General features: G+C 68.5%; 24 protein-coding genes and 1 other RNA gene. 18 read left to right on the forward strand and 7 right to left on the reverse strand.

Features of this window, described 5'->3' with window-relative positions; translation table 11 throughout:
* The first annotated feature begins 101 nt into the window (after positions 1-101).
* Both AC07PZ_RS15345 and AC07PZ_RS15350 read left to right on the forward strand, forming a co-directional pair.
* Positions 102-1,766: an MBL fold metallo-hydrolase gene (locus tag AC07PZ_RS15345; RefSeq protein WP_495295962.1), complete on the forward strand. Its 1,665-nt coding sequence runs from the start codon at positions 102-104 to the stop codon at positions 1,764-1,766.
* On the forward strand, positions 1,763-2,533 hold the full coding sequence (locus AC07PZ_RS15350) for an RNA pseudouridine synthase (protein ID WP_495295963.1): 771 nt from the start codon (positions 1,763-1,765) through the stop codon (positions 2,531-2,533). Before AC07PZ_RS15345 ends, AC07PZ_RS15350 begins: the two co-directional genes overlap by 4 nt.
* A gap of 5 nt (positions 2,534-2,538) precedes the next feature.
* On the opposite strand, the gene rnpB is transcribed toward AC07PZ_RS15350, so the two are convergent.
* An RNA gene (gene rnpB / locus AC07PZ_RS15355) (RNase P RNA component class A) lies at positions 2,539-2,930 on the reverse strand.
* A gap of 64 nt (positions 2,931-2,994) precedes the next feature.
* Between rnpB and cysK the strand changes: the two genes are divergently transcribed.
* The gene (cysK, locus tag AC07PZ_RS15360; protein WP_495295964.1) at positions 2,995-3,924 is read left to right on the forward strand and encodes a cysteine synthase A; all 930 of its coding nucleotides are present in this window, start codon (positions 2,995-2,997) and stop codon (positions 3,922-3,924) included.
* Positions 3,925-3,958: 34 nt separating this feature from the next.
* Here the strand turns inward: cysK and AC07PZ_RS15365 are convergent, their stop codons facing one another.
* Positions 3,959-4,165 (reverse strand): hypothetical protein, encoded by a 207-nt coding sequence (locus AC07PZ_RS15365; protein WP_495295965.1) that lies wholly within the window; start codon positions 4,163-4,165, stop codon positions 3,959-3,961.
* A gap of 181 nt (positions 4,166-4,346) precedes the next feature.
* On the opposite strand from AC07PZ_RS15365, the gene AC07PZ_RS15370 reads away from it, so the two are divergent.
* The 3 genes from AC07PZ_RS15370 to AC07PZ_RS15380 all read left to right on the forward strand — a co-directional run bounded on the left by AC07PZ_RS15370 (position 4,347) and on the right by AC07PZ_RS15380 (position 7,746).
* Entirely contained in the window at positions 4,347-6,011 is a 1,665-nt protein-coding gene (locus tag AC07PZ_RS15370; protein ID WP_495295966.1) for an NAD(P)/FAD-dependent oxidoreductase, read from the forward strand.
* Positions 6,012-6,043: 32 nt separating this feature from the next.
* Positions 6,044-6,664 carry a flavin reductase family protein gene (locus AC07PZ_RS15375; protein WP_495295967.1) on the forward strand — a complete coding sequence of 207 codons (621 nt, stop codon included), beginning with the start codon at positions 6,044-6,046 and terminating at the stop codon, positions 6,662-6,664.
* A gap of 110 nt (positions 6,665-6,774) precedes the next feature.
* The gene (locus AC07PZ_RS15380; protein ID WP_495295968.1) at positions 6,775-7,746 is read left to right on the forward strand and encodes a ProQ/FINO family protein; all 972 of its coding nucleotides are present in this window, start codon (positions 6,775-6,777) and stop codon (positions 7,744-7,746) included.
* A gap of 75 nt (positions 7,747-7,821) precedes the next feature.
* Here AC07PZ_RS15380 and htpX read toward each other — a convergent pair whose 3' ends face one another.
* The 4 genes from htpX to pyrC are packed head-to-tail and all read right to left on the reverse strand — an operon-like array spanning position 7,822 to position 11,521.
* On the reverse strand, positions 7,822-8,697 hold the full coding sequence (gene htpX / locus AC07PZ_RS15385; protein ID WP_495295969.1) for a protease HtpX: 876 nt from the start codon (positions 8,695-8,697) through the stop codon (positions 7,822-7,824).
* 54 nt (positions 8,698-8,751) lie between these two features.
* Positions 8,752-9,597, reverse strand: a complete 846-nt coding sequence (locus AC07PZ_RS15390; protein ID WP_495295970.1) for a DUF3025 domain-containing protein — start codon at positions 9,595-9,597, stop codon at positions 8,752-8,754.
* The gene (locus tag AC07PZ_RS15395; RefSeq protein WP_495295971.1) at positions 9,594-10,484 is read right to left on the reverse strand and encodes an NYN domain-containing protein; all 891 of its coding nucleotides are present in this window, start codon (positions 10,482-10,484) and stop codon (positions 9,594-9,596) included. Before AC07PZ_RS15395 ends, AC07PZ_RS15390 begins: the two co-directional genes overlap by 4 nt.
* Positions 10,481-11,521: a dihydroorotase gene (gene pyrC, locus AC07PZ_RS15400; RefSeq protein WP_495295972.1), complete on the reverse strand. Its 1,041-nt coding sequence runs from the start codon at positions 11,519-11,521 to the stop codon at positions 10,481-10,483. Before pyrC ends, AC07PZ_RS15395 begins: the two co-directional genes overlap by 4 nt.
* 142 nt (positions 11,522-11,663) lie before the next feature.
* Between pyrC and AC07PZ_RS15405 the strand changes: the two genes are divergently transcribed.
* The 7 genes from AC07PZ_RS15405 (at position 11,664) to AC07PZ_RS15435 (ending at position 19,817) form a co-directional block, all read left to right on the forward strand.
* Positions 11,664-12,494: an IclR family transcriptional regulator gene (locus tag AC07PZ_RS15405; RefSeq protein WP_495295973.1), complete on the forward strand. Its 831-nt coding sequence runs from the start codon at positions 11,664-11,666 to the stop codon at positions 12,492-12,494.
* Positions 12,495-12,717: 223 nt separating this feature from the next.
* Positions 12,718-14,322, forward strand: coding sequence for an ABC transporter substrate-binding protein (locus tag AC07PZ_RS15410; protein WP_495296129.1), 1,605 nt, complete (start codon positions 12,718-12,720; stop codon positions 14,320-14,322).
* Between the two features lie 242 nt (positions 14,323-14,564).
* Positions 14,565-15,518 carry an ABC transporter permease gene (locus tag AC07PZ_RS15415; RefSeq protein WP_495295974.1) on the forward strand — a complete coding sequence of 318 codons (954 nt, stop codon included), beginning with the start codon at positions 14,565-14,567 and terminating at the stop codon, positions 15,516-15,518.
* A gap of 2 nt (positions 15,519-15,520) precedes the next feature.
* Complete coding sequence (locus AC07PZ_RS15420; RefSeq protein ID WP_495295975.1) at positions 15,521-16,411, forward strand: ABC transporter permease; 891 nt, start codon at positions 15,521-15,523, stop codon at positions 16,409-16,411.
* On the forward strand, positions 16,408-17,562 hold the full coding sequence (locus AC07PZ_RS15425) for an ABC transporter ATP-binding protein (protein ID WP_495295976.1): 1,155 nt from the start codon (positions 16,408-16,410) through the stop codon (positions 17,560-17,562). Before AC07PZ_RS15420 ends, AC07PZ_RS15425 begins: the two co-directional genes overlap by 4 nt.
* Positions 17,555-18,628 carry an ABC transporter ATP-binding protein gene (locus AC07PZ_RS15430; protein ID WP_495295977.1) on the forward strand — a complete coding sequence of 358 codons (1,074 nt, stop codon included), beginning with the start codon at positions 17,555-17,557 and terminating at the stop codon, positions 18,626-18,628. The genes AC07PZ_RS15425 and AC07PZ_RS15430 overlap by 8 nt, the downstream gene beginning before the upstream one ends.
* 7 nt (positions 18,629-18,635) lie before the next feature.
* Entirely contained in the window at positions 18,636-19,817 is a 1,182-nt protein-coding gene (locus AC07PZ_RS15435; protein WP_495295978.1) for an amidase, read from the forward strand.
* A gap of 60 nt (positions 19,818-19,877) precedes the next feature.
* On the opposite strand, the gene AC07PZ_RS15440 is transcribed toward AC07PZ_RS15435, so the two are convergent.
* On the reverse strand, positions 19,878-21,221 hold the full coding sequence (locus tag AC07PZ_RS15440; protein ID WP_495295979.1) for an MFS transporter: 1,344 nt from the start codon (positions 21,219-21,221) through the stop codon (positions 19,878-19,880).
* Positions 21,222-21,376: 155 nt separating this feature from the next.
* Here AC07PZ_RS15440 and cyoA point away from each other — a divergent pair, with 155 nt between their 5' ends.
* The 5 genes from cyoA to AC07PZ_RS15465 all read left to right on the forward strand — a co-directional run bounded on the left by cyoA (position 21,377) and on the right by AC07PZ_RS15465 (position 26,381).
* Positions 21,377-22,447, forward strand: a complete 1,071-nt coding sequence (cyoA, locus tag AC07PZ_RS15445; RefSeq protein ID WP_495295980.1) for a ubiquinol oxidase subunit II — start codon at positions 21,377-21,379, stop codon at positions 22,445-22,447.
* 97 nt (positions 22,448-22,544) lie between these two features.
* The gene (gene cyoB, locus AC07PZ_RS15450; RefSeq protein WP_495295981.1) at positions 22,545-24,548 is read left to right on the forward strand and encodes a cytochrome o ubiquinol oxidase subunit I; all 2,004 of its coding nucleotides are present in this window, start codon (positions 22,545-22,547) and stop codon (positions 24,546-24,548) included.
* Positions 24,545-25,174, forward strand: a complete 630-nt coding sequence (gene cyoC / locus AC07PZ_RS15455; protein WP_495295982.1) for a cytochrome o ubiquinol oxidase subunit III — start codon at positions 24,545-24,547, stop codon at positions 25,172-25,174. The genes cyoB and cyoC overlap by 4 nt, the downstream gene beginning before the upstream one ends.
* Entirely contained in the window at positions 25,174-25,590 is a 417-nt protein-coding gene (gene cyoD / locus AC07PZ_RS15460; RefSeq protein WP_495295983.1) for a cytochrome o ubiquinol oxidase subunit IV, read from the forward strand. Before cyoC ends, cyoD begins: the two co-directional genes overlap by 1 nt.
* Positions 25,587-26,381, forward strand: a complete 795-nt coding sequence (locus AC07PZ_RS15465; RefSeq protein ID WP_495295984.1) for an SURF1 family protein — start codon at positions 25,587-25,589, stop codon at positions 26,379-26,381. The genes cyoD and AC07PZ_RS15465 overlap by 4 nt, the downstream gene beginning before the upstream one ends.
* Positions 26,382-26,394: the final 13 nt, after the last annotated feature.

Below are 26,394 nucleotides of genomic sequence, written 5' to 3' on the forward strand. Positions count from 1 at the left end.
CATGCGCCCGCCAGCACGGCGCACCGGCCTGCAGCGCGCCGGCATGTGGGGCGCGGCTGACGCCGCCGGCGCCGACCGCGCGGCCTGCCGATAATCGTCCGATGGTCCGCCCCACACAACTCATCCATCCCCAGCGCGAACCCGCGCCGCTGCGGCCTGCCGCCACCATCCTGCTGCTGCGCGACGGCCCCGAAGGCCTGGAGGTGCTGATGACGCGGCGCTCCGACAAGGCCAGCTTCGCGCCCGGCGCCTATGTGTTCCCCGGCGGCGGTATCGATGCCGGCGACGCCGCGGCGCATGCGCTGGCCGCCCGGCGTCCGACGCAGGGCGACGCCCAGCTCACCCAGGCGATCGCCGCGATCCGCGAGAGCTTCGAGGAGCTCGGCGTGCTGCTCGCACGCGACGCCGACGGCGCGCCGGTGTCGCCCGACACCCTCGCCGCCATGGACCGCAGCACCGCGGACGGCACGCTGCCTTTCGCCGCTCAGTGCGCCGCGCAGTGCCTGCGGATCGCGGCCGACCAGGTCTTCACCTTCGCGCACTGGATGACCGACCGCGACCTGCCGCGGCGCTTCGACGTGCCCTTCCTCGTCGCCCGCATGCCGGACGGCCAGCAGCCGGTGGCCGACGAGACCGAGCAGTTCGAGCCGGTCTGGGTGCGCCCCGCCATCGCGCTGGAGCGCCACAAGGCCGGCAGCTTCTTCCTGATCTTCCCGACCGTGCGCACGCTGGAACGGCTGGCGGCCTATGCCACGGTCGACGCCGTGCTGCAGGCCTGCGCGCACGAGGTGCCGCTGTTCACCAGTTGCCCGCGCGCCGGGCTGCTGGGCGGCGAGGAGGCGCGCTACATGGAACACGAGACGGCCTTCGGCGAACTCGCGCTGGTCTGTCCGGACGGCCAGATGCTGCATGCACTCGACTGGCAGAGCAGCACGCCGGTCGCGCTGCTGAACAACGTGCGCCGCCTGACCGCGCCCAACCCGAGCGTGATGACCGGCCCCGGCACCAACAGCTACATCGTCGGCGACGCGGCCACCGGCTACCTGGTGGTCGACCCCGGTCCGAACGACCCGGCCCACATCGAGCGGCTGTGGCAAGCCACCGGCGGCGACGTCCGGCTGATCGTCTGCACCCACTCGCACGCCGACCATTCGCCGGGCGCCGCGCCGCTGCAGGCGCTGTGCGCCGGCCGGCCGCCGATCCTCGGCCTGGCGTCGAAGCCGACCTCGCGCCCGACCGCGCGCTTCACCCCCGACCGCGAGCTCGCCGACGGTGAGCGGCTGGTGTTGCGCGGCGCGTCCGATGCCGCCACGCACACGCTGCGCGTGATCCACACGCCCGGCCACGCGGCCAACCACCTGTGCCTGATGCTGGAGGAAGACGGCCTGCTGTTCTCCGGCGACCACATCCTGAACGGCAGCACCACGGTGGTCGATCCGCCGGATGGCAACATGAGCGCGTACCTCGATTCGCTCGACCGGCTCGACGCGGCCTGCGACGAAGCCGGCGCCGACTTCATCCTGCCCGCGCACGGCTACGTGCTGGGCACGGCGCGCGCCGGCATCGCCTACCTGAAGCAGCACCGGCTGAAGCGCGAGGCGCGGGTCGCCGCCGCCATGCGCGAGCGGCCTGACGGCACGCTGGACGACTGGCTGCCGATCGCCTACGCCGACGTGCCCGAGCGCATGTGGCCCGTGGCGGCGCGCTCGCTGACCGCGCATGTCGAACGGCTGCGCGAACTGGCCGCCGCCGGAGACGCCGTTTGAACGCCGATCGCGGCGAGCGCGGCCGCCACGACGCGGGCGACGACGAAGGCATCCGGCTGGCCAAGCGCGTGGCGGCGCAGGTCAACTGTTCGCGGCGCGAAGCCGAGCTGCTGATCGAGAACGGCGCCGTGCGGGTCGACGGTGCGGTGGTCGAGGTGCCGCAGGTGCGTGTCAGGCCGGCGCAGCAGGTGGACGTCGATCCATCGGCGCGGCCCGAGCCGGTACAGGCCGTGACGATCCTGCTGAACAAGCCGCCGAAGATCGCCTTCGACGCGCCGGTCCAGAAGCTGCTGGTGCCTGCGCGACGCAGCGAAGCCGACACGTCCCGGCGCCCGACGCTGCAGCGCCACTTCGTCGACCAGCGTTGCCTGACGCCGCTCGAGACCGGCGCCAGCGGCCTGATCGCGTTCACGCAGGATCCGCGCATCGCGCGCAAGCTGATCGAGGACGCGGCGCTGATGGAGTACGAGGTGATGGTCGACGTGACCGGCGAGGTCGGCCCGCAGGCGCTGCACCGCTTGAACCAGTCGCCGGTGATCGATGGCCGCGCGATGCTGCCGGCCAAGGTCAGCATCGGCCGCCAGAACGACGGCGTGACCGGCCTGCGCTTCGCGATCAAGGGCGTGTGGCCCGGCCAGATCGCGCAGATGTGCGACGAGGTCGACCTGCGCATCGTCGGCATGAAGCGCATCCGCGTCGGCCGCATGCCCCTCGCCGGCCTGGCGCCGGGCGAGTGGCGCTACCTGCTGCCGAACGAGAAGTTCTGAAAAAAGTGTGAAGCTCGCCGATAAGCCGGATTCTGTGCACCGGCGCTTTCTTGCGAAAACGCCGGCGTGACCGCCATTACTCTGGGCCGCCGGTCGCCCGGACGGCTCGATGCCACCTACCCGCCAGCCATCCGCGGAACCACGGGATCAGGAGGTCGCGGCGTACCGCTCGCTCCGTGCGCTGGCCTATTTGGTGTTGCTGCGCGCAGAGATTGCCCGTTTCACCCGAACTGAATCGGCTCGTCTCTGTTGCTCTGATCCTCACCTCACGGTGGAGAGTCGTTAACTCCTGCGCTGTCCTGTGCAGTCCGGACGTTCCTCCAGTGCGGTCTTTCGACGCGATGTCTTGCGACATCACCCCTTTCGGGCTTGCACCAGCGGCGGTCTGGCGTGCTTCACGACACGGATTATCTCGCGACAATGGCCGTCCACCGTTTTGTCGACACCAGGAGACCGGATCCATGAAAGCCCAGAACATCCTCGAGACCATCGGCCGCACCCCGCACGTGCGCATCCAGAAGCTCTTCGCGGGCACGGCCAGGCCCGCGCAGCAGGTCTGGATCAAGTCGGAGCGCAGCAACCCCGGCGGCTCGATCAAGGACCGCATCGCGCTCGCGATGGTGGAAGACGCCGAACGCTCCGGCGTGCTGAAGCCCGGTGGCACGATCGTCGAGCCGACCTCCGGCAACACCGGCGTCGGGCTGGCGATGGTCGCAGCGGTCAAGGGCTACAAGCTGGTGCTGGTGATGCCCGACAGCATGTCGATCGAACGCCGCCGGCTGATGCTCGCCTATGGCGCGAGCTTCGACCTGACGCCGCGCGAGAAAGGCATGAAGGGCGCGATCGCCCGCGCCGAGGAACTGGTCGCGGCCACGCCCGGCGCCTGGATGCCGCAGCAGTTCGACAACCCGGCCAACGTGGCGGTCCACGTGCGCACCACGGCCGAAGAGATCGCAGCCGACTTCCCCGATGGCCTCGATGCGCTGATCACCGGCGTCGGCACGGGCGGCCACATCACCGGCGTCGCGAAGGTGCTGAAGGCGAAGTGGCCGAAGCTGCGGGTGTTCGCGGTCGAGCCGACCGCCTCGCCGGTGATCTCGGGCGGCAGCCCGGCGCCGCACCCGATCCAGGGCATCGGCGCGGGCTTCATTCCGAAGAACCTCGACACCGCACTGCTCGACGGCGTGATCCAGGTCGATGCCGAACCGGCGCGCGAGATGGCGCGCCGCTCGGCCCGTGAAGAAGGCATGCTGGTCGGTATCTCGTCGGGCGCCACGCTCGCGGCGATCGCGCAGAAGCTGCCCGACCTGCCGGCCGATGCGGTGGTGCTGGGCTTCAACTACGACACGGGCGAGCGCTACCTGTCGGTCGAAGGCTTCCTGCCGGCCTGAACCGGCGTCGTGCGGTGCGTGGTGCGTGCGGCCTTCAAGGGCTGCGCGACACCATCAGTTGCCAGAGATTGCATCCATTGATGCAACTCGGCGCGCCCGGATGGGCGTCGAGCACGCTCACGACGGCTGGTGGGCTGGCGGCAACGGCCTGCCCATCGCGCGTGCTGTCGGCCGGTGTCGGCGCCGCGACGGCCAATGCCATCACGCCGCTGGCGGCCAGTACCTTGGTGACGATCAGCATGAGTGTCTCCTGCAGTTATCGGTCAACGCTTCCAAGATAGACCTCCCGTCGCGGGCGCGCTTCCGTAGTTTCCCCGTCGGCTTTTGTCCTACCCGGACGCGCGTCATGCGGCGCATTCGCGGCTTCCCTACAATGGCGGCCCCGCGAAAGCCACCTGCCCGACGACCCCGGGCCGCATGCCATGCTCCGCCTTTCCGAAATCAAGCTCCCGCTCGATCCGCCCGCCGATGCGCTGCCCCGCGCCGTGCAGGGCCTGCTCGGTGTCGATGCCGACGCCATTGCCCACATCCATGTCCACAAGCGCAGCTTCGACGCGCGCAAGGCCGACCTGCTCCAGGTCTACATCGTCGACGTGACGCTGGCCGATCCGTCGCAGGCGCCGAAGCTGCTCGCCAAGCTGGCGGGCAATCCGCGCGTCACGACGACGCCCGACATGACCTACCGCCCCGTGGCGCAGGCACCGGCCGACCTGCCGCTGCGTCCGGTGGTGATCGGCTTCGGCCCGTGCGGCATCTTCGCGGCGCTGATGCTCGCGCAGATGGGCTTCAAGCCGATCGTGCTGGAGCGCGGCAAGACGGTGCGCCAGCGCACCCGCGACACCTGGGGCCTGTGGCGCAAGAGCACGCTCAACCCCGAGTCGAACGTGCAGTTCGGCGAAGGCGGCGCCGGCACCTTTTCCGACGGCAAGCTCTACAGCCAGATCAAGGACCCGCGCTTCCTCGGCCGCAAGGTGATGGAAGAGTTCGTCAAGGCCGGCGCACCGCCCGAGATCCTCTACGTCGCGCACCCGCACATCGGCACCTTCAAGCTGGTGAAGGTGGTGGAGAACATCCGCGAGCAGATCGTGGCGCTGGGCGGCGAGATCCGCTTCGAGCAGCGCGTGACCGACGTGCACATCGAGCAGGGCCATCTGCGTCGCCTCACGGTGCTCGACCAGCAGACCGGCACGTCGAGCGAGATGCGCTGCGACCACGTCGTGATGGCGCTGGGCCACAGCTCGCGCGACACCTTCGAGATGCTGCATGCGCGCGGCGTGCACATCGAGGCCAAGCCCTTCTCGATCGGCTTCCGGGTGGAGCATCCGCAGGGCCTGATCGACCGTGCGCGCTGGGGCCGCCACGCCGGCCATCCACTGCTGGGCGCGGCCGACTACAAGCTGGTGCACCACGCCGTGAACGGGGCAGGAAAGGGCCGCTCGGTCTACAGCTTCTGCATGTGCCCGGGCGGTACCGTGGTCGCGGCCACGAGCGAGCCGGGGCGCGTCGTCACGAACGGCATGAGCCAGTATTCGCGCAACGAGCGCAACGCCAATGCAGGCATCGTCGTCGGCATCGAGCCGAAGGACTATCCGGGCTGGGAGAACAGCGAATCGGGTGGCGAGCCCGGCTCGCCGCTGGCCGGCATGGTGCTGCAGCGCGAGCTCGAATCGAAGGCTTTCGTGCTCGGCGGCAGCGACTACCGCGCGCCGGGCCAGCTGGTCGGCGACTTCATCGCCGGCACGCCGTCGACCGCGCTCGGCAGCATCGTGCCGTCGTACAAGCCGGGCGTCACGCCGACCGACCTGCACCAGGCGCTGCCGGCCTATGCGATCGAGGCGATGCGCGAGGCCTTTCCGGCCTTTGGCCGCAAGATCAAGGGCTTCGACACGCACGACGCGGTGCTGACCGGCGTCGAGACACGCACCTCGTCGCCGATCAGGATCACGCGCGGCGAAGACTTCCAGAGCCTCAACGTGCGCGGCCTGTATCCGGCCGGCGAAGGCGCGAGCTACGCCGGCGGCATCCTGTCGGCGGGCGTCGACGGCATCAAGGTCGCCGAAGCGGTGGCACGCGCCATCGCACACTGAACACGACGGGCGACCGCACAGGGGAAAACAACATGGCCGACGACTTTCACTTCTACCAACCGGCGCTGGGCCACGGCCTGCCGCACGATCCGTTCAACGCGATGGTCGGGCCGCGCCCGATCGGCTGGGTCTCGTCGCAGGACGCCGAGGGCCGCCTCAACCTGGCGCCCTACAGCTTCTTCAACGGCTTCAACTACACGCCGCCGATCGTCGGCTTCGCGAGCATCGGCGCCAAGGACAGCCTGCACAACATCCGCGCGACCGGCGAGTTCGGCTGGAACCTGGCCACGCGCCCGCTCGCCGAGCAGATGAACCAGACCTGCGCGGCGGTGCCGCCCGAGGTCGACGAGTTCGCGCTGGCCGGGCTCACGCCGGTGGCGTCGCGCGTCATCGCGGTGCCGCGCGTGGCCGAGAGCCCGGTGTCCTTCGAGTGCAAGCTCACCCAGATCGTGCAGTTGCAAGGCGCCGACGGCAGTGCCGTCCAGACCTGGCTGGTGCTGGGCGAGGTCGTCGGCGTGCACATCGCGCGTCATCTGCTGAAGGACGGCATCTACGACACCGCCGCGGCGCAACCGATCCTGCGCGGCGGCGGCCCGGCCGACTACTTCGAGATCACCGCCGAAAGCCGCTTTCGCATGTTCCGGCCCCGCTGATCCCGGAAAATAGCCCCATACCGCGCGGCTTCGTGCCGCGCGACTTCCCCTTTCCACCCTGCCGAGCGGACCTGAATCGATGTCCGGCCGGTGATTCTCCAGAGCATCCGATGACCGAAACCACCGACACCACTGCAGCCGCGATCGACGCCAGCGAGGCGCCAGCGGCTGCGCGCCAGGACCGCCGTCCGCGCAACCGGCGCGGCAAGGGTGGCGGCGGCGGCGCACAGGCGCAGTCGCAGCAGAACCGGCCGGCCCAAGCACAGGTGCAGGCGCAGCCAGGGCAGAAGCCGCAGCAGGCCGCGCCGCAACGCAAGGTCAATCCGCTGCTCGAGCGCCTGTTCGAGCTGTACCCGAACCTGTTCGGCGCGCGCTTCCTGCCGCTGAAGCTCGGTGTCTTCGAAGACCTGGCCGCGCGCCATCCGGACGTGCTGCCGCGCGAGGAACTCAAGATCGCCATGGGCCAGCACGCGCGTTCGACGCGCTACCTCGAAAGCGTCGCCGCCGGCCTGCAGCGCCACGACCTCGACGGCAAGCCGGTCGAGCCGGTGGCACCCGAGCATGTGCACCACGCGATCATGGAAGTGTTCCGCCGCCGCCAGGTGCGCACCAAGGACGATCTGCGCCCGCAGCTGCACAAGCGGATCATCGCGGCGATCGAGGCGTCCGGCATCGGGCGCGAGGCCTATGCAGCGCGCGTGCGTTCGCGCGACGCGGAAGCCACCGCTGCGCTCGACGACGCACTGGCCGAACTCGGCCGCCAGGCCGCCAAGCGCGAGGCCTTGATGCGGGCCTTCGAGGCGAGCGGCAAGACCGAAGCCGAATTCGCCGACATGTACGGCATGGAGCCGAAGGAAGTCGGCAGCACGCTGGCCCGCGCCCGCATCGATCGCCAGCATGCGCTGGCTGCGGCAGAGGCGGCGGCAGCGGCCGAAGCCGCTGCACAGGCTGCAGCGGAAGCGGCGGCAGAAGCGCCTGCGGCCGATGCCGAGCCGGTCGATGCATCGACGGAAACGTCGTCGACGGAGACCACCGAACCGACGCTCGACGCCGCCAAGCCCGACGGCACGGCGACCGCCTGACGACGCTGGCGCCCGAGCGCCATCACCATGGAAAAAGCCGGCACGAGGCCGGCTTTTTCGTGGGCGGAAGAATGATCAGCCGCGTGCGTTTTCCAGCGCGGCGATGCGCTCCTCGATCGGCGGATGGGTCGCGAACAGCTTGCCCATCTTGCCGGTGATGCCCATCGCCTCGACCGCCTTCGGCAGCTCGCCGGCCGGCAGGCCGCCCAGGCGGGCCAGCGCGCTCATCATCGGCTGCTTGCGGCCCATGAGCTGTGCGGCGCCGGCGTCGGCGCGGAACTCGCGCTGGCGCGAGAACCAGGCCACGACGATCGCGGCGGCGAAGCCCAGCACGATGTCGAGCACGATCGTGCTCACGTAGTAGCCGATGCCGGGGCCCGAGCTGCGGTCGTCGCCGCGGCGCAGGAAGCTGTCGACCGCATAGCCGATCACGCGCGACAGGAACACCACGAAGGTGTTCATCACGCCCTGGATCAGCGCCATCGTGACCATGTCGCCATTGGCGATGTGCGCGACCTCGTGGCCGATCACGGCCTCGACCTCGTCACGCGTCATGTTCTGCAGCAGGCCGGTCGACACGGCGACCAGCGACGAATTCTTGAACGCGCCGGTGGCGAAGGCGTTGGGCTCGCCTTCGAAGATCGCGACTTCGGGCATGCCGATGCCGGCCTTGTCGGCGAACTTGCGCACGGTGCCGACGATCCACGCCTCGTCGGGCGTTTGCGGGTTGTCGATCATGTGCAGGCCGGCGGTCCACTTGGCCATCGGCTTGCTGATCAGCAGCGAGATGAAGGCGCCGCCGAAGCCCATGATCAGCGCGAAGCCGAGCAGTGCCGTGAGGTTGAGCCCGTTCGCGGTGAGGAAGCGGTTGACGCCGAGCAGACTGGCGACGATGCCGAGTACCGCCACGACCATGACATTGGTCAGGACAAACAGAAGGATGCGTTTCAAGATTGATTTCTCCGTAGGGAAACTGACGCCCAGTTGGGGGCCGGAAAGCCCGCTTCAAGCTGGATCGTGGCGCCGCATCTTGCTGTTTTGTGTTGTTCTGGCGTTGCCGCGTGGACGAAAGACGTCCGAGTCATCATAGAAGGAAAAGTTCTCGTTTTCGGGGCACCAGCCCGGGATGCCGAGCACCGGCAACGGCACGAAGGGCTTGCCGCCCAGCCATGCCGGTGCGAGCGCTTCGGCCAGCAGCGCATCGGTGTGCGCCATGCCGCTGCGCTCGCCTTCCTCAGCTTCGCGGCCGACCGGCAACGGGAGGCGCAGCACGTGCGCCGTCGCCGCCTTGCGCGGCTGCACCAGCTTCTCCAGCAGCGCATGCCCGAAGATCCAGAGGCGCGCCTGTGCCCACAGCGCGCGCTCCGTCACGAACAGCCGCGGCCAGTCGCGCGCGATCAATGCGTCCCACAGTGCAGGCGGCGCATCGAGCAGCGCGCCGTTCTCGTCGAACAGCGTGAGCGCGTCGCGCAGCGGGCCCCGCGTGGCGCCGACGCCGGCGCGTGCGATCTCGCTGGCCTGCAGCCGGTTGAGCTGGCGCTTCGCCATCGGGCAGTGCAGCCAGACCAGGCCGTTGAAGAAGTCGTGCAGGTTGTCGCGGGTCGGCACCTCGCGGGTCCGGAAGATGTACGACTCGTAAGGCTCGCTGTCCGGCAGCCGGTCTTGCGGCACGAAGCGGATGGCATCCGCCGCCGCGCCGACAGCGGATGCCTGCAACGCCGCGGCGGTGGCGCCATGCGCCGTGTCGGCCATCGCATGTCTTGCGCGTTGCGCGGCCGGCGCGCCGATGTCGGCATGGCGCACCAGCCAGGGCCGCGACCAGTCGATGGCCGCCAGGCTCGACGCCGTCAAGGCTGCGGCGCGTCCGTCCAGCGGATGCGGTCCGGATGCTGCAGCACCGCGAACTCGGCGGTGAGCTTGTCGAAGAGCTTGAGCGAGCTGCCGTGCTTGCCCAGCAGCCCGGCGGCACGCAGCGCCTGTGCCACGTCGTTCAGCGGCACGTCGGCGCCGGTGCGCAGCGCGGGCACGGCCTGGAGGATGAACTCCGCCGCCTCCGAGGTCTGCGGCACCGGCTTGGCGCGGGCCGCGGATGTCTTGCGGGCGGTCTTGCGCGCCGGTGCGGGCGACGCGGACGGCACAGACGACGCGGCAACGGCGGGCGCAACGGTCGGCGCAGGCGTGGCGGCCTGGGCCGGCGCGGCGGCGGCTTTGGCGCGCGCCGGCGTGGCGGACCGGGTCCGTGCCGCCGCCTTGCGAGCCGGCGGCGCATCGCTCGCCACCTCACGCGACCCAGCGCCCTGGTGCGCCAGGTCGACGAACGTGTCGTACACCGTCATCGTCTCCTCGCCGGTCTTGCCCTGCTGGCCGATGCCGCACACGCGGCAGCCCTTCTCGCGCAGCCGGATCACGAGCGGCGCGAAGTCCGAGTCGGAGGACACCAGCACCGCGACGTCGGGCCGCTCGGCGATGGCGAGGTCCATCGCGTCGACCGCGAGCGCGATGTCCGTGCTGTTCTTGCCAGCCGAGAGATTGACCATCGGCCGCACCGACAGGCGCTTGAACAGCGCCTGGTGCTTCAACGCCGTCTCGGCATTGCCGTAGGCGCGGCGCACGTGCACGGCGCCGTATTCGGCCAGCGTGCGCTGCACGGCCTGCTCCATCACGTCGGCCGAGACGTTGTCGGCGTCGATCAGCAGCATCACGCGGCGCGCCGCGACGGCCGTGCCGGCCGGGTTCATGCGAGCTTCCAGTTCAGCGTCTCGCCACCGCGCAGCGGCTTGAGCGTCGCCTCGCCGTAGGGCACGGTTTCGGGCACGGTCCAGGTCTCGCGCTTCAGCGTGACGGTGTCGGTGTTGCGCGGCAGGCCGTAGAAGTCGGCGCCGTGCAGGCTGACGAAGCCTTCGAGCTTGTCGAGCGCGCCGGCGTTGTCGAAGGCTTCGGCATAGAGCTCGACCGCGGTCATCGCGGTGTAGCAGCCGGCGCAGCCGAGCGCGTGCTCCTTCAGGTGCGCGGCGTGCGGCGCGCTGTCGGTGCCGGCGAAGAAGCGGTCGCTGCCGCTGGTCGCGGCTTCGACCAGCGCCACGCGGTGCGTTTCGCGCTTGAGCACCGGCAGGCAGTAGTAGTGCGGCCGGATGCCGCCGGTGAAGATCGCGTTGCGGTTGTAGAGCAGGTGGTGCGCCGTGATGGTCGCCGCGGTGAAGCGGTCGGCGTCGCGGACGTACTGCGCGCCTTCCTGGGTGGTCAGGTGCTCGAACACGATCTTGAGTTCGGGCAGGTCGCGCCGCAGCGGGATCATCACGCGGTCGATGAAGACGGCCTCGCGGTCGAACAGGTCGACGCTCGGGTCCGTCACTTCGCCGTGCACCAGCAGCAGCAGGCCGTGCTTCTGCATCGCCTCGAGCGTCTTGTAGGTGTTGCGCAGGTCGGTCACACCGGCGTCGCTGTTGGTGGTCGCACCGGCCGGATAGAGCTTGAGCGCACGCACGCCGGCATCGGCGGCACGGGCGATCTCGTCGGGCGGCAGCTTGTCGGTCAGGTAGAGCGACATCACGGGCTCGAAGCTGCGCTCGGCGGGCATCGCGGCCAGGATGCGGTCGCGGTAGGCCAGTGCCTGTTCGGCGGTGGTGACCGGCGGACGCAGGTTCGGCATGATCAGCGCGCGGCCGACCTGGCGGGCGGAATGCGGTACCACCGCCTCCAGCGCCGCGCCGTCGCGCACGTGCAGATGCCAATCGTCGGGGCGGATCAGGGTCAGGGAGTCATCGGTTCGTGTCATGGCCGGAATTGTCGTCGGCCTCCGCGCTCGACGATAGGCCGCCGGAAGCACCGGCGATCGGCGGCTCGGCACGTCGCCGGCCGGCACGCCGCTTGCTGCGTTCATAAAATCGATAATCGATTTCTTCCTATATTCATACGCTATGGCCAGCAAGACGACTCCGAGGACTCCGCGCCGCGCCGCCGCGCCCGCCCCTGCGCCGGCCGCCAGGCCCGACCCGCTGTTCAACCAGTCGCTCGAAAAAGGGCTGGCGGTGCTGCGCGCCTTCGACGCCGCGCATCGCACGATGACGCTGGCCGAGCTGGCCGAGCGCACCGACATGAGCAAGGGCTCGGCGCAGCGCACGGTCCACACGCTGCAGGTGCTGGGCTACGTGGGCAAGCATCCGCAGACGCGGCGCTTCCAGCTGCTGCCGCGCACCATCGAGCTGGGCTACAACTACATGGCGGCCAACGCGCTGATCCGCATCGCCAACCCGTATCTGTCGCAGCTGGCCAACGCGAGCGGCGAGACCGCCAGCGTGACCGAGCCGGTCGGCGACGAGATGGTCTACGTGGCGCAACTGGTGACGTCGAAGTTCATTCCGGTGCTGACGCCGGTCGGCATGCGCATCCCGATGTACTGCACGAGCTCGGGCCGGGCCTGGCTCAGCAGCCTGCCGGACGAGCAGGTGCGGGCGCTGCTGCAGGCCACCGCGCGCAGCGCACGCACGCCGGCCACGCTGACGGACATCGACGCCATCATGGTCCGCATCGACGAGTGCCGGCGCGTGGGCTACGCGACCAATGCGGAGGAGCTGTTCCTCGGCGACATGGGCATCGCCGCGCCGATCCTGGACCGGCACGGCGCGGCACTGGGCGCCGTGCACGTGTCGCCGCCGACCAGCCGATGGACCATGGAAGAAGCGCAGAAGAAGCTGGCGCCGATGGTCATCGAATGCGCGCGTGCGATCGCCAGCGCCATCACGCACTGAGCCTGCGCCGGGTGCACTGCTTTCGCGCAGTCATCTATCGTTAAAACGCAAATTCGTATCGAACATCGATTTCATCAAAGCGATTTCCATTGGCATGTCACTTGCTTGAGGGCGAATACATCGCAACTCCAAGGTCGACCTCCCCATGAAGATCCATTTGTTGAAGTCCCTTCCCGCGCGCCGACTGGGTGCCGGCACAGGCGCACTGCTGATCGCCGCGGCGATGTCGCTGGCCAGCACGGCCGTGCTGGCGCAGGAAAAGGTGCTGCGCATCGCCATGACCGCCGGCGACATCCCGCGCACTTCCGGCCAGCCCGACCAGGGCTACGAAGGCAACCGCTTCACCGGCATCCCGATGTACGACAGCCTCACGCAGTGGGACCTGAGCTCGTCGACCAAGGCCAGCGTGGTGATCCCCGACCTGGCGGTGTCCTGGGCGGTCGACGAGAAGGACCGCACCAAGTGGGTGTTCAAGCTGCGCCCGGGCGTGAAGTTCCATGACGGTTCGCCGTTCAACGCCGATGCGGTCGTCTGGAACGTCGACAAGGTGCTGCGCAAGGACGCGCCGCAGTTCGACCCGGCACAGATCGGCGTGACCGCCTCGCGCATGCCGACGCTGCGCACGGCCCGCAAGATCGACGACCTGACGGTCGAGCTCGTCACGTCCGAGCCCGACTCCTTCCTGCCGATCAACCTGACCAACCTGTTCATGGCGTCGCCGGTGCAGTGGGAGAAGAAGCTCGCGGCCGTGCCCGCCAGCGTGACCGCTCCGGCCGAGCGCAGCAAGGCCGCCTGGACGGCCTTCGCCGCCGACTTCTCGGGCACCGGCCCGTTCAAGGCCTCGAAGTTCGTGCCGCGCGAACGGCTGGAGATCGTCAAGAACCCCGACTACTGGGACGCCAAGCGCCGCCCGAAGATCGACCGCGTCGTGATGCTGCCGCTGCCCGAGGCCAGCTCGCGCACCGCGGCGCTGATGTCGGGCCAGGTCGACTGGATCGAGGCACCCGCACCGGACGCGCTCGACGCCATCAAGGCCCGCGGCTTCAAGCTGTATTCGAACCTGCAACCGCACCTCTGGCCGTGGCAGTTCTCGCTGCTGCCCGACTCGCCCTTCGCCGACAAGCGGGTGCGCTATGCGGCCAACCTGTGCCTGAACCGCACCGCGCTGAAGGAATTGCTCGGCGGCCTGATGGTCGAGGCGACCGGCGTCGCCGAGCCCGGCAACCCCTGGCGCGGCAACCCCACGTTCCAGATCAAGTACGACCCCGTCGCCGCCAAGAAGCTGATGGCCGAGGCCGGCTATTCGGCCGCCAAGCCGGTCAAGGTGAAGGTGCAGACCTCGGCCTCCGGATCGGGCCAGATGCAGCCGCTGCCGATGAACGAGTTCATCCAGCAGAGCCTGAAGGAATGCTTCTTCGACGTGGAGTTCGACGTGGTCGAATGGAACACGCTGTTCTCCAGCTGGCGCCTCGGCGCGAAGGACCCGGGCGCACACGGCGCGCACGCCACCAACGTGAGCGCGGCGACGATGGATCCGTTCTTCGCGATGGTCCGCTTCGTGAGCACGAAGGCGTTTCCGCCGACCTCGATGAACTGGGGCTACTTCAGCAACCCCGAGGTCGACGCGCTGGTCGACAAGGCCCGCACCACCTTCGACGAGAAGCAGCGCGACGTGGCGCTGGCGGCGCTGCAGGCCCGCATCATCGACGAGGCGCCGTTCCTCTTCGTGGCGCACGACGTCGGTCCGCGCGCGCTGTCGCCGAAGATCAAGGGCGTGGTGCAGCCGCAGAGCTGGTTCATCGACTTGGCCACGATGACACTTGACTAACCCCCAGGCTTGCTCGCTTCGCGTAGCCGCCAACCCCTTTCCGGGGGCAACACCAGCGGCCCGGCAAAGCCGGTTCCGCGGTGAGGACTTGGCTCTCCCCCAGGCTTCGGCGCACTGCGTGTCGCCTTTCGCCAACCCCCTTCCGGGGGCAACACCAGCGGCCCGGCAAAGCCGGTTCCGCGGTGTTTCTGGAATGAAGGCCGTCCTTTAGAGGCGGTCTCTGAATAAGAAGCGCGCCCCACATGATCAGCTACCTACTGCGCCGCATCGGATACGCCCTGCCCATCATGCTGGGCGTGTCCTTCCTCTGCTTCATGCTGGTGCACATCGCGCCGGGTGATCCGCTGGTGTCGATCCTGCCTGCGGATGCGTCGGTCGACCTGCAGCGGCAGATGATGGCGCTGTACGGCTTCGACAAGCCGTGGCCGGTGCAGTTCGCGTCGTGGCTGTGGCGGGCGCTGCATGGCGACCTGGGCACCTCGATCGCGACGGCGCGGCCGGTGACGCAGGAGGTGTTCAAGGCCGTGGGCAACACCTTCATGCTGGCTGCGCTTGCGACGCTCATCGGCTTCGCCTTCGGTTCGCTGTTCGGCTTCGTCGCGGGCTACTTCCGCCATTCGTGGATGGACCGCGCGGCCTCCTTCATCTCGGTCATCGGCGTCAGCCTGCCGCACTACTGGCTCGGCATGGTGCTGGTGATCATCTTCTCGGCCAAGCTGATGTGGCTGCCCGCCACAGGCGCCGGCCCCGACGGCTCGGGCCTGTGGAAATGGGACCTGGAACACGTCAAGTACCTGATCCTGCCCGCGCTGACGATGTCGTTCATTCCGATGGGCATCGTCTCGCGCACCGTGCGGGCACTGGTGGCGGACATCCTGTCGCAGGAGTTCGTGATCGGGCTGCGCGCGCGCGGGCTGAACGACTTCGGCGTGTTCCTGCACGTCGTCAAGAACTGCGCGCCGACCGCGCTGGCTGTGATGGGCCTGCAGCTCGGCTACCTGCTCGGCGGCTCGATCCTGATCGAGACCGTGTTCTCCTGGCCCGGCACCGGCTTCCTGCTGAACCAGGCGATCTTCCAGCGCGACCTGCCGCTGCTGCAGGGCACGATCCTCGTGCTCGCGCTGTTCTTCGTCGGACTCAACCTGATCGTGGACGTGCTGCAGACGCTGTTCGATCCAAGAATCGAAAGGGCCTGAACATGTCGACGACAGCTTCCATCGCCGGCACCGCACCCGTGCAGGCCGTGCGCTCGCGCAGCCACGGCGCCAACGTGATGCGCCGGCTGCTGCGCAATCCGGTCGCGATGATCGCGGCGGCCATCATCCTGGCGCTGATCGGGATCGCGATCCTTGCGCCGTGGATCATGCCTGCCGATCCGTTCGTGACCTCGATGTTCAAGCGGCTGCGACCGGTCGGCACGCCGGGCTATCCGCTGGGCACCGACGAGCTGGGCCGCGACCTGCTGTCGCGCCTGATGCTCGGCGGCCGGCTCTCGCTCTTCATGGGCATCGCGCCGGTGATCATGGCCTTCGTGATCGGCAGCGGACTCGGCGTGCTGGCCGGCTACGCGGGCGGCGCGGTCAACACGGTCGTCATGCGCTGCATCGACGTGCTCTACGCCTTTCCGTCGGTGCTGCTGGCCATCGCGCTGTCGGGTGCGCTGGGCGCGGGCATCACCAACGCGCTGATCTCGCTGACGGTGGTGTTCGTGCCGCAGATCGCGCGCATCGCCGAGAGCGTGACCACGCAGGTGCGGCGCAGCGACTATGTCGACGCGGCGCGCGCCTCGGGTGCATCGGCGCTGACCATCGTGCGCCGGCATGTGCTGGGCAATGTGATCGGCCCGATCTTCGTGTACGCCACCAGCCTGATCTCGGTGTCGATGATCCTGGCCTCGGGCCTGTCCTTCCTCGGGCTCGGCGTGAAGCCGCCGCAGCCCGAATGGGGCCTGATGCTCAACACGCTGCGCACCGCGATCTACAGCCAGCCGCTGATCGCGGCACTGCCGGGCGTGCTGATCTTCGTGACCTCGGTGTCCTTCAACATGCTGGCCGACGGCCTGCGCAGCGCGATGGAGGTGAAGCAATGAACGGCACCGCGACGACGCCCGCATCCGCACCGGGCGATGTGGGCGATGTGGGCGATGTGGGCGATGTGGCCGATGTGGTCGACCCGCGCGACATCGGCGGCCCGCGCCAGCCGCTGCTGCGCGTGGACAGGCTGCAGAAGCACTTTCCGCTGAAGCGTGCGCCGCTGTCCTTCGGCCGCGGCCCGCGGCCGGCCGTGCGCGCGGTCGACGGCGTGAGCTTCGACATCCGCAAGGGCGAGACGCTCGGCGTGGTCGGCGAATCCGGCTGCGGCAAATCGACCACCGCGCGCCTGCTGATGCAGCTGATCGAACAGGACAGCGGCGAACTGGTGTTCGACGGCGCCACGGTCGGCTCGCGCGAGCTGCCGCTGCGCGAGTTCCGCCGGCAGACGCAGATGGTGTTCCAGGACAGCTATTCGTCGCTGAACCCGCGCATGACGATCGAGGACTCGATCGCTTTCGGGCCGACGGTGCACGGCGTGTCGGCGCGCGAGGCGCTGAACCGCGCGCACGACCTGCTCGCGCGCGTCGGGCTCGAACCCGCGCGCTTCGCCGGCCGCTACCCGCACGAGCTGTCGGGCGGCCAGCGCCAGCGCGTGAACATCGCGCGCGCGCTGGCGCTGGCGCCGCGGCTGGTGATCCTGGACGAGGCGGTGTCGGCGCTCGACAAGTCGGTCGAGGCGCAGGTGCTGAACCTGCTGGAAGACCTGAAGCGCGACTTCGGCCTGACCTATCTCTTCATCAGCCACGACCTGCACGTGGTGCGCTACATGTCGGACCGGGTGCTCGTGATGTACCTCGGCCAGGTGGTCGAGGTCGGCACGGCCGCGCAGGTGTTCGACGCACCGCGCCACCCGTACACGCGTGCGCTGCTGCGCTCGATGCCCAGCGGCGACCCGATGCAGCGCACGACCGAGGCGCCGCTGTCGGGCGACCCGCCGAACCCGATCGATCCACCGCCCGGCTGCCGCTTCCACACGCGCTGCGCGTTCGCCCAGCCGGTCTGCAGCCAGCAGATGCCGGCCTTCGCCGAGACCGCCGCCGGCCACGGCGTGGCCTGCCTGCGCTGGCAGCCGGAATCCGGCTACGTGCCGACGCCGGACTTTCCCGACATGGCGGCCGAAGCCGCGCCGGAGGTGGCCCATGGCTGAGCACGACCCCGCTGCCACCGCCGCCCCGCTCGCTGTCGAACTGCAGGACCTGCGCGTCGAATTCATCGCGCCCGGCAAGCGCATCGAGGCCGTCAACGGCGTCGACCTGCGGCTGCACCAGGGCGAGGTGGTGGCGCTGATCGGCGAATCCGGCTCCGGCAAGAGCGTCACGCTGCGCACCGTGATGCGGCTGCATCCCGAACGCAGTTCGCGCATCACAGGCAAGCTCGCGGTCAACGGGCGCGACGTGCTCGGCCTGTCGCCGCGTGCGCTGGCCGGCCTGCGCGGCAAGGAAGTCGCGATGATCTTCCAGGAGCCGCTGCTCGCGCTCGATCCGGTCTACACGGTCGGCGCGCAGATCATCGAAGCGGTGCGCCGGCACGAAGGCCTGAGCCGGAGCGAGGCGCGGGCACGCGCGCTGGCGCTGTTCGAGAAGGTGCGCATCCCGAGCCCGGAACGGCGCCTGGCCGCCTATCCGCACGAGATGTCCGGCGGCATGCGGCAGCGCGCCATGATCGCGCTCGCGCTGGCTTGCAACCCGAAGGTGCTGCTGGCCGACGAGCCGACCACCGCGCTCGACGCCACCGTGCAGATCCAGATCCTGCTGCTGCTGCGCGAACTGCAGCGCGACCTCGGGCTGTCGGTGATCTTCGTGACGCACGACATCGGCGCCGCGGTCGAGGTGGCCGACCGGATCGCGGTGATGTATGCCGGGCGGATCGTGGAAGAAGGCACGGCGCGCGACCTGATCCTGTCGCCGCGCCACCCGTACACCATCGCGCTGCTCAAGAGCCGTGCGCACGGCGCGATGACGCGCGGCAGCCGGCTCGAAACCATCGGCGGCGCGCCGCCCGACCTCTCGAAACTGCCACCCGGATGCGCGTTTGCCGCGCGCTGTCCGCTGGCCCTCGACGCCTGCCGTGCCGCGCAACCGCTTGCGGTCGAGGTGTCGCCGGGCCACCATGCGCGCTGCATCCGCACCGATGTGTCCGCCGACCTGTTGCGGCGCCCCCGGCCCGCGGACGAATTCACGCCGACCGACGTCGCCACCGTTCCGCCTCTTTGAAACGCCCATGCCCCTGCACGACCCTGCCCACGCCTTCGTCCCCTACCCCGACGCGCCGGTGCCGCGGGCCGCGACCGGCCCGTTGTCGGACCTGAGCTTCGGTGTGAAGGACCTGTTCGACGTGGCCGGCTACCCGACAGGCGGTGGCAGCCCGATCGTGCTGGCCCTGTCCGGCATCAAGGCGCGCCACGCACCGGTGGTGCGGACGCTGCTGGACGCGGGCGCCCGCTTCGTCGGCAAGACCGTGACCGACGAACTGGCCTTCTCGATGAACGGCAACAACGCGCACTTCGGCGCGCCGGTCAATGGCGCGGCGCCGGAGCGGATCACGGGCGGTTCGTCGTCCGGATCGGCATCGGCTGTCTCGTCCGGGCTCTGCGACTTCGCGCTCGGCAGCGACACCGGCGGCTCGGTGCGGGCGCCGGCCAATCACTGCCACCTGTACGGCCTGCGCCCGACGCACGGCCGGATCAGCCTGGAAGGCGTGCTCGACCTGGCACCGAGCCTGGACACCTGCGGCTGGTTCGCGCGCGACATCGGCACCTTTGCGCGCGTGGGCGATGTGCTGCTCGGCACCGATCCGGCGCCGCTGCCGTCCGCGCCGCGCCTGCTGTGGCCGACGGACGTCTGGGCGCTGCTGGCCGAACCGGTCGCGCGGGCGCTGGCGGGCGCGGCCGAACGCGTGCAGTCGGTGCTCGGCCAGGCGGCGCCGGCCGGGCCGGTCGCGCTCGACGGCTGGGACGCGATGTACTGGAATTTCCGCTACGTCCAGGGTCGCGAGGCCTGGCTCACCGACGGACCGCTGATCGAGCGCTACGCGCCGCCGCTCGGGCCCGGCGTGGCGGAGCGCTTTGCGTGGTCTCGCGACGTGACGGACGCGCAGGTCAACGCGGCGAGAGCCTTTCGCGATGCCTTCCGAAAGCGGCTCGCCGATCTCCTCGGCCACGACGGCGTGCTGCTGATGCCCACGATGCCCGACATCGCGCCGCGCCGCGATGCGGTCGACGCCAGCCTGGAGGACTACCGCAACCAGTCGATCCGGTTGTTGTGCATCGCGGGGCTGGCCGGCTTTCCGCAACTCTCGATGCCGCTGGCGCGCCGCGACGGCGCACCGCTCGGCATCTCGCTGCTCGGGCCGGCGGGCAGCGACCGCTCGCTGATCGCGCTGGCCGAGCGGATCGGGACGTGAAAAAGGCGCCTCTCGGCGCCTTTGTGCTTTCTGCGACTGCTCTCGAAGGAGCGCGCCGGATCAGCCGCGCATCTCGAGCGTCCGGTTGACCTTCAGCGCCACCAGCGTGCAGACCGCGCCCGACAGCAGGTACAGGCTCACATAGCCGACGCCGAAGTGCGCCGACAGGCTGAGCGCCACGAGCGGCGCGAAGGCGGCGCCCAGCAGCCACGCGAGGTCGGAGGTCAGCGCAGCGCCGGTGTAGCGGTAGTGCGCAGCGAAATTGGCGGTGACCGCACCGGCCGCCTGGCCGTACGACAGGCCCAGCAGCGCGAAGCCGACCAGGATGAACGCGTCCTGGATGATCGGGCCGCCGTTCGACAGGAAGGGCATGATCCCGCTGAAGATCGCGATCAGCACCGCCAGCCCGCCCAGTGTGTTGCGCCGGCCGATGCGGTCGGCCAGCCGGCCCGAAGCCATCGTGGCGAAGATCGCGATGAACGCACCGATGATCTGGATGGTCAGCACCGCATTCACTTCCTGCGACGCGTTCAGCGCAATCCACGACAGCGGGAACACCGTCACCAGATGGAACAGCGCGTAGCTGGCCAGTGCCGCGAAGGCGCCGATGAACAGGTTGCTGCCGCGCGCCTTGATCAGTTCGCCCACCGGCGTGGGTTCGAGTTCGCGCTCCTTGAGCATCGCTTCGTATTCGTTGGTCACGACCAGCCGGAGCCGGGCGAACAGCGCCACGACGTTGATCGCGAAGGCCACATAGAAGGTGTAGCGCCAGCCCCAGTCGAGAAAGTCGGCGACCGACAGGCTCGAATGCAGGAACAGGAACAGGCCCGCGGCGATGATGAAGCCAATCGGCGCGCCGAGCTGCGGGATCATCGCGTACCAGCCGCGGCGCTTGGCGGGCGCATTGAGCGCCAGCAGCGACGGCAGGCCGTCCCAGGAGCCGCCGAGCGCGATGCCCTGGCAGAAACGCAGCACCGACAGGAACACGATCGACGCGAAGCCGATGTTCGCGTAGCCGGGCAGGAAGGCGATGCCGGCGGTCGAGAAGCCCAGCAGGAACAGCGAGATCGTCAGCTTGGCGCCGCGGCCCCAGCGATTCTGGATCGCCATGAAGGCGATGGTGCCGATCGGCCGGGCGATGAAGGCGAAGGAAAAGATCAGGAAGGCCCAGAGCGTGCCTTCGAGCCGGTTGGTGAACGGAAAGAACACCGCCGGAAACACCAGCACCGAGGCGATGCCGTAGACGAAGAAGTCGAAATACTCGGAAGCCCGCCCGATGATCACGCCGACGGCGATTTCACTGGGTGCAACGCCGGAGTGGTCGGTGGTGGTCTGGCGAACGTCGCGTTCCATCTGGGTGGTGGAGGGTTCGGCGTAAGACTCGCTGAACGTTGTGCTGGACATCGGTTTCTCCCGTGACTATCGTGTCGCTCTTCATTTGGTACTACGCAAGCCTCTCATCCGTGTCGAGAGCTTGCTGTAGGACAAAACGTCCAATCGCCATCCGAGGCAAGTGAACGTAAATTCTGCACGTTTCCGTCTACGCTTTCCATCCTGGCATGCCCTCCCTCAAGTCCCTCCGCGGTCTGCTTATGATTCCCGCTGCCGCGCTGCTCGCGGGCTGTAGCGGCGTGGTCATGAATCCCTCCGGCGACATCGCGATGCAGCAGCGCGATCTGATCCTGATCTCCACCGTCCTGATGCTGCTGATCATCGTTCCGGTGATCATCCTGACCTTCGTGTTCGCCTGGCGCTACCGCAAGGCCGCCAACAACCCCGATTACGCACCCGACTGGGACCACTCGACGCAGCTCGAACTGGTGATCTGGGCCGCTCCGCTGCTGATCATCATCGCGCTGGGCGCGCTGACCTGGATCAGCACCCACACGCTCGACCCGTACCGCACGCTCGACCGCCTGGACGCCGAACGCGAAATGCCCGCCGACGCCAAGCCGCTGGTGGTCGAAGTGGTGGCACTCGACTGGAAGTGGCTGTTCCTCTATCCGGAACAAGGCATCGCCACCGTGAACGAACTGGCCGCGCCGGTCGACCGGCCGATCACCTTCAAGATCACGGCCTCGACGGTCATGAACTCCTTCTTCATCCCGGCGCTCGCCGGCCAGATCTACGCGATGCCCGGCATGGAAACCAAGCTGCACGCGGTGATCAACAAGCCGGGCGAGTTCGAAGGCTTCTCGGCCAACTACAGCGGCGCCGGCTTCTCGGGCATGCGCTTCAAGTTCCATGGCCTGAGCGACGGCGATTTCGACAAGTGGGTCGAGGCCGCCAAGACGCAGGGCAGCCCGCTCAACCGCGATGGCTACCTCAAGCTCGAGAAGCCCAGCGAACGCGAACCGGTACGCCGCTACGCCAGCGTGTCGGCCGGGCTCTACGACGCGATCCTGAACCGCTGCGTCGAGAGCAACAAGATGTGCATGAAGGACATGATGGCGATCGATGCCACCGGCGGCCTCGGCCTGCCCGGCGCGCACAACATCGCCACACTCGACAAGGCAACGCGCGAACGCATCGGTCCGGACGGCCGGCCGCAACGCAACTACGTCGGCGCGATGTGCAGCGTCAACGACCCGCCGGAAGCGCTGGACCAGCCCATCGAACGGGCGATGTAGAACCAGGCTCCAGCGCGCTCTTCAGCGATACCAGCCACGCACCCGCTGCCACGGCGCCGTCATCGGCGCCGACCCATTTTTGCTACCCGGACCCATGATGTTCGATCACCTCGACCTTACGAAGCTCATCTTCGGCCGCCTCTCCTGGGAGGCGATCCCATACCATGAACCGATCCTGCTCGCGACCTTCGCGGCAGTGCTGCTCGGTGGTGCTGCGCTGCTCGGTGCGCTGACCTATTTCCGCGTCTGGGGCTACCTGTGGCGCGAGTGGTTCACCAGCATCGACCACAAGAAGATCGGCATCATGTACGTGATCCTGGGGATCATCATGCTGCTGCGCGGCTTTGCCGACGCACTCATGATGCGGCTCCAGCAGGCGATCGCGTTCGGCGACAACACCGGCTACCTTCCGCCGCACCACTACGACCAGGTCTTCACCGCGCACGGCGTGATCATGATCTTCTTCGTGGCGATGCCGCTGGTCACCGGCCTGATGAACTTCGTCGTGCCGCTGCAGATCGGCGCACGCGACGTGGCCTTCCCCTTCCTGAACAACTTCAGCTTCTGGATGACCGTCAGCGGCGCCGTGCTGGTCATGGCTTCGCTGTTCGTCGGCGAATTCGCGAAGACCGGCTGGCTCGCCTATCCGCCGCTGTCGGGCATCCTGCAGAGTCCGGACGTGGGGGTCGACTACTACATCTGGTCGTTGCAGATCGCGGGGGTCGGGACGCTGCTCTCGGGCATCAACCTGCTCGTGACCATCATCAAGATGCGCGCGCCCGGCATGACCATGATGAAGATGCCCGTCTTCACCTGGACGTCGCTGTGCACCAACGTGCTGATCGTGGCCGCCTTCCCGGTGCTGACCGCCGTGCTGGCACTGCTGTCGCTCGACCGCTACGTCGGTACCAACTTCTTCACGAACGACTTCGGCGGCAACCCGATGATGTACGTGAACCTGATCTGGATCTGGGGCCACCCCGAGGTGTACATCCTGATCCTGCCGCTGTTCGGCGTGTTCTCGGAAGTCGTGTCGACCTTCAGCGGCAAGAAGCTCTTCGGCTATGCGTCGATGGTCTACGCCACGGTCGTGATCACGATCCTGTCCTACCTCGTTTGGCTGCACCACTTCTTCACGATGGGTTCGGGTGCGAGCGTCAACAGCTTCTTCGGCATCACGACGATGATCATCTCGATCCCGACCGGGGCGAAGATCTTCAACTGGCTGTTCACGATGTACCGCGGCCGCATCCGCTTCGAAGTGCCGATGCTCTGGACCATGGGCTTCATGTTCACCTTCGTGATCGGCGGCATGACGGGCGTGCTGCTGGCGGTGCCGCCGGCCGACTTCGTGCTGCACAACAGCCTGTTCCTGATCGCCCACTTCCACAACGTGATCATCGGCGGCGTGCTGTTCGGCCTGTTCGCCGGCATCAACTTCTGGTTCCCGAAGGCCTTCGGCTTCAAGCTCGACGAGTTCTGGGGCAAATGCTCGTTCTGGTTCTGGCTGGTCGGCTTCTGGTTCGCCTTCGCGCCGCTCTACGTGCTCGGCCTGATGGGCGTGACGCGCCGCGTGAACCACTTCGAGGACGGCTCGCTGCAGATCTGGTTCCAGATCGCCGCCTTTGGTGCGGTGCTGATCGCACTGGGCATCGCCAGCTTCCTGATCCAGCTGTTCGTGAGCTTCCGCCGCCGCGAGTCGCTGCGCGACCACACGGGCGACCCGTGGGACGCACGCACGCTCGAATGGTCGACCTCGTCGCCGCCGCCGGCCTACAACTTCGCCTTCACGCCCGTGGTGCATGACAGCGACGCCTGGTACGACATGAAGCAACGCGGCTACGTCCGTCCGCTCGAAGGCTTCATCCCGATCCACATGCCGAAGAACACCGGCGCCGGCATCATCCTGGCGGGCCTGAGCACCGTCTGCGGTTTCGCCCTGATCTGGCACATGTGGCTGCTGGCGGTGGTCGGCTTCGTCGGCCTGCTGGTCGTCGCGATCACCCATACCTTCAACTACAAGCGCGATTACCACATCCCTGCGGACGAAGTCGTCCGCACCGAAGCCATCCGCACCCGACTCCTGTCGAGCCAAGCATGACCGCCACTACCCTCACCGACTCGGTGGACGCGCCGGACAACCTGCGCTTCTACATGCCCGAAGAGCACCATCCCCAGAACGGGACGCTGCTCGGCTTCTGGCTCTACCTGATGAGCGACTGCCTCATCTTCGCCTGCCTGTTCGCCGTGTACGCGGTGGTGGGCCGCAGCTATGCGGCCGGCCCGTCGGGCGCCGACCTGTTCGACCTGCCGCTGGTGGCCGTCAACACCTCGATGCTGCTGCTGTCGTCGATCACGTACGGCTTCGCGATGCTCGAGATGCAGAAGAAGAAGGTCGGCGGCACGCTCGCATGGCTGGCGATCACCGGCCTGCTGGGCTGCGTCTTCATCGGCCTCGAGCTGTATGAGTTCGCACACCTGATCCACGAGGGCGCGGGCCCGACGCGCAGCGCGTTCCTGTCGGCGTTCTTCACGCTGGTCGGCACGCACGGCCTGCACGTGACCTTCGGCCTGATCTGGCTCGTCGTGCTGATGGTGCAGGTGGCACGTGGCGGCCTGGTCGCCGCCAACCGCCGCCGCCTGATGTGCCTGTCGATGTTCTGGCACTTTCTGGACGTGGTCTGGATCGGTGTCTTCACCTTCGTTTACCTGATGGGAGTGCTGTGATGAGCGCCAACCACCATGCGCCGGCCGCCGGCCACCACGACGACCATGGCCACGGCCATGACGACCACGATCACGACGACGGCGCGAGCCACAGCACCTTCAGCGGCTACATGACGGGCTTCGTGCTCGCCGTGATCCTGACGGTCATTCCGTTCTGGCTGGTGATGGCCAAGGTCTTCGACAAGCCCAGCGTCACCGCGATGGTGGTGCTCGGCTTCGCCGCGGTGCAGATCGTGGTCCACATGATCTACTTCCTGCACATGAACACCCGCTCCGAAGGCGGCTGGACGATGCTGGCGCTGATCTTCACGATCATGCTGGTCGTCATCACGCTGGCGGGTTCGCTCTGGGTGATGTTCCACCTGAACCACAACATGATGCCCATGTCGGTGCACGACATGAAGAACATGCCTTGACGGCCTCGAGGCAAGGCGACGCAACGGACGCCGCGACGCGCGGCCCGCGCGGCAGGGGCGCCCTGCTGACGCTGGCCCTGCTCGCGGCGTTGCTGTTTGCGGGCTTCTTCGCGCTCGGCACCTGGCAGGTCGAACGCCGCGCATGGAAGCTCGATCTCATCGCCCGCGTCGAGCAGCGCGTCCATGCAGCGCCCGAGGCGGCGCCCAGCCCCGCGCAATGGCCGCAGGTCAGCGCCGCCAACGACGAATACCGGCGCGTCCGGCTGGCCGGCACCTTCCTGCACGACCGCGAGACGCTGGTCCAGGCCAACACCGACCTCGGTCCGGGTTTCTGGGTGCTGACGCCGTTGCGGCAGGCCGATGGCAACACGGTGCTGGTCAACCGCGGCTTCGTGCCGCCCGAGGCCCGCGAGCGCGCCACCCGCAGCGGCAACGAACCACAGGGCGACACCACGGTCACCGGCCTGCTGCGCATCACCGAGCCGAACGGCGGCTTCCTTCGCAAGAACGATCCGGCAGGCAACCGCTGGTATTCGCGCGACGTGCAGGCCATCGCGGCTGCACGCGGGCTCGGCGGCAGCGTGGCGCCCTATTTCGTGGATGCCGACGCGGGGACATCGCCGGGCAACGCCATGGAACGCACCTGGCCCGCCGGCGGGCTGACCGCCATCGCCTTCCACAACAGCCACCTGGTCTATGCGATCACCTGGTACGGCCTGGCGCTGATGGTTGCCATCGCGGCCTGGTACGTCGGCCGCGAGGAGGGCCGGCTGCGGCGCCGTGCGCATTGACGAGAATGCGGGT

The sequence above is a fragment of the Variovorax sp. GW821-FHT10B04 genome, from assembly GCF_059415645.1.

Excerpts from the sequence above, each read along its gene's own strand:
- AC07PZ_RS15345 (WP_495295962.1), top strand. The coding sequence starts at position 102 with ATGGTCCGCCCCACACAACTCATCCATCCCCAGCGCGAACCCGCGCCG.
- cysK (WP_495295964.1), top strand. The coding sequence starts at position 2,995 with ATGAAAGCCCAGAACATCCTCGAGACCATCGGCCGCACCCCGCACGTG.
- AC07PZ_RS15365 (WP_495295965.1), bottom strand. The coding sequence starts at position 4,165 with ATGCTGATCGTCACCAAGGTACTGGCCGCCAGCGGCGTGATGGCATTG.
- AC07PZ_RS15370 (WP_495295966.1), top strand. The coding sequence starts at position 4,347 with ATGCTCCGCCTTTCCGAAATCAAGCTCCCGCTCGATCCGCCCGCCGAT.
- AC07PZ_RS15375 (WP_495295967.1), top strand. The coding sequence starts at position 6,044 with ATGGCCGACGACTTTCACTTCTACCAACCGGCGCTGGGCCACGGCCTG.
- AC07PZ_RS15380 (WP_495295968.1), top strand. The coding sequence starts at position 6,775 with ATGACCGAAACCACCGACACCACTGCAGCCGCGATCGACGCCAGCGAG.
- AC07PZ_RS15395 (WP_495295971.1), bottom strand. The coding sequence starts at position 10,484 with ATGAACCCGGCCGGCACGGCCGTCGCGGCGCGCCGCGTGATGCTGCTG.
- pyrC (WP_495295972.1), bottom strand. The coding sequence starts at position 11,521 with ATGACACGAACCGATGACTCCCTGACCCTGATCCGCCCCGACGATTGG.
- AC07PZ_RS15405 (WP_495295973.1), top strand. The coding sequence starts at position 11,664 with ATGGCCAGCAAGACGACTCCGAGGACTCCGCGCCGCGCCGCCGCGCCC.
- AC07PZ_RS15410 (WP_495296129.1), top strand. The coding sequence starts at position 12,718 with ATGTCGCTGGCCAGCACGGCCGTGCTGGCGCAGGAAAAGGTGCTGCGC.
- AC07PZ_RS15415 (WP_495295974.1), top strand. The coding sequence starts at position 14,565 with ATGATCAGCTACCTACTGCGCCGCATCGGATACGCCCTGCCCATCATG.
- AC07PZ_RS15420 (WP_495295975.1), top strand. The coding sequence starts at position 15,521 with ATGTCGACGACAGCTTCCATCGCCGGCACCGCACCCGTGCAGGCCGTG.
- AC07PZ_RS15425 (WP_495295976.1), top strand. The coding sequence starts at position 16,408 with ATGAACGGCACCGCGACGACGCCCGCATCCGCACCGGGCGATGTGGGC.
- AC07PZ_RS15430 (WP_495295977.1), top strand. The coding sequence starts at position 17,555 with ATGGCTGAGCACGACCCCGCTGCCACCGCCGCCCCGCTCGCTGTCGAA.
- AC07PZ_RS15435 (WP_495295978.1), top strand. The coding sequence starts at position 18,636 with ATGCCCCTGCACGACCCTGCCCACGCCTTCGTCCCCTACCCCGACGCG.
- AC07PZ_RS15440 (WP_495295979.1), bottom strand. The coding sequence starts at position 21,221 with ATGTCCAGCACAACGTTCAGCGAGTCTTACGCCGAACCCTCCACCACC.
- cyoA (WP_495295980.1), top strand. The coding sequence starts at position 21,377 with ATGCCCTCCCTCAAGTCCCTCCGCGGTCTGCTTATGATTCCCGCTGCC.
- cyoB (WP_495295981.1), top strand. The coding sequence starts at position 22,545 with ATGTTCGATCACCTCGACCTTACGAAGCTCATCTTCGGCCGCCTCTCC.
- cyoC (WP_495295982.1), top strand. The coding sequence starts at position 24,545 with ATGACCGCCACTACCCTCACCGACTCGGTGGACGCGCCGGACAACCTG.
- cyoD (WP_495295983.1), top strand. The coding sequence starts at position 25,174 with ATGAGCGCCAACCACCATGCGCCGGCCGCCGGCCACCACGACGACCAT.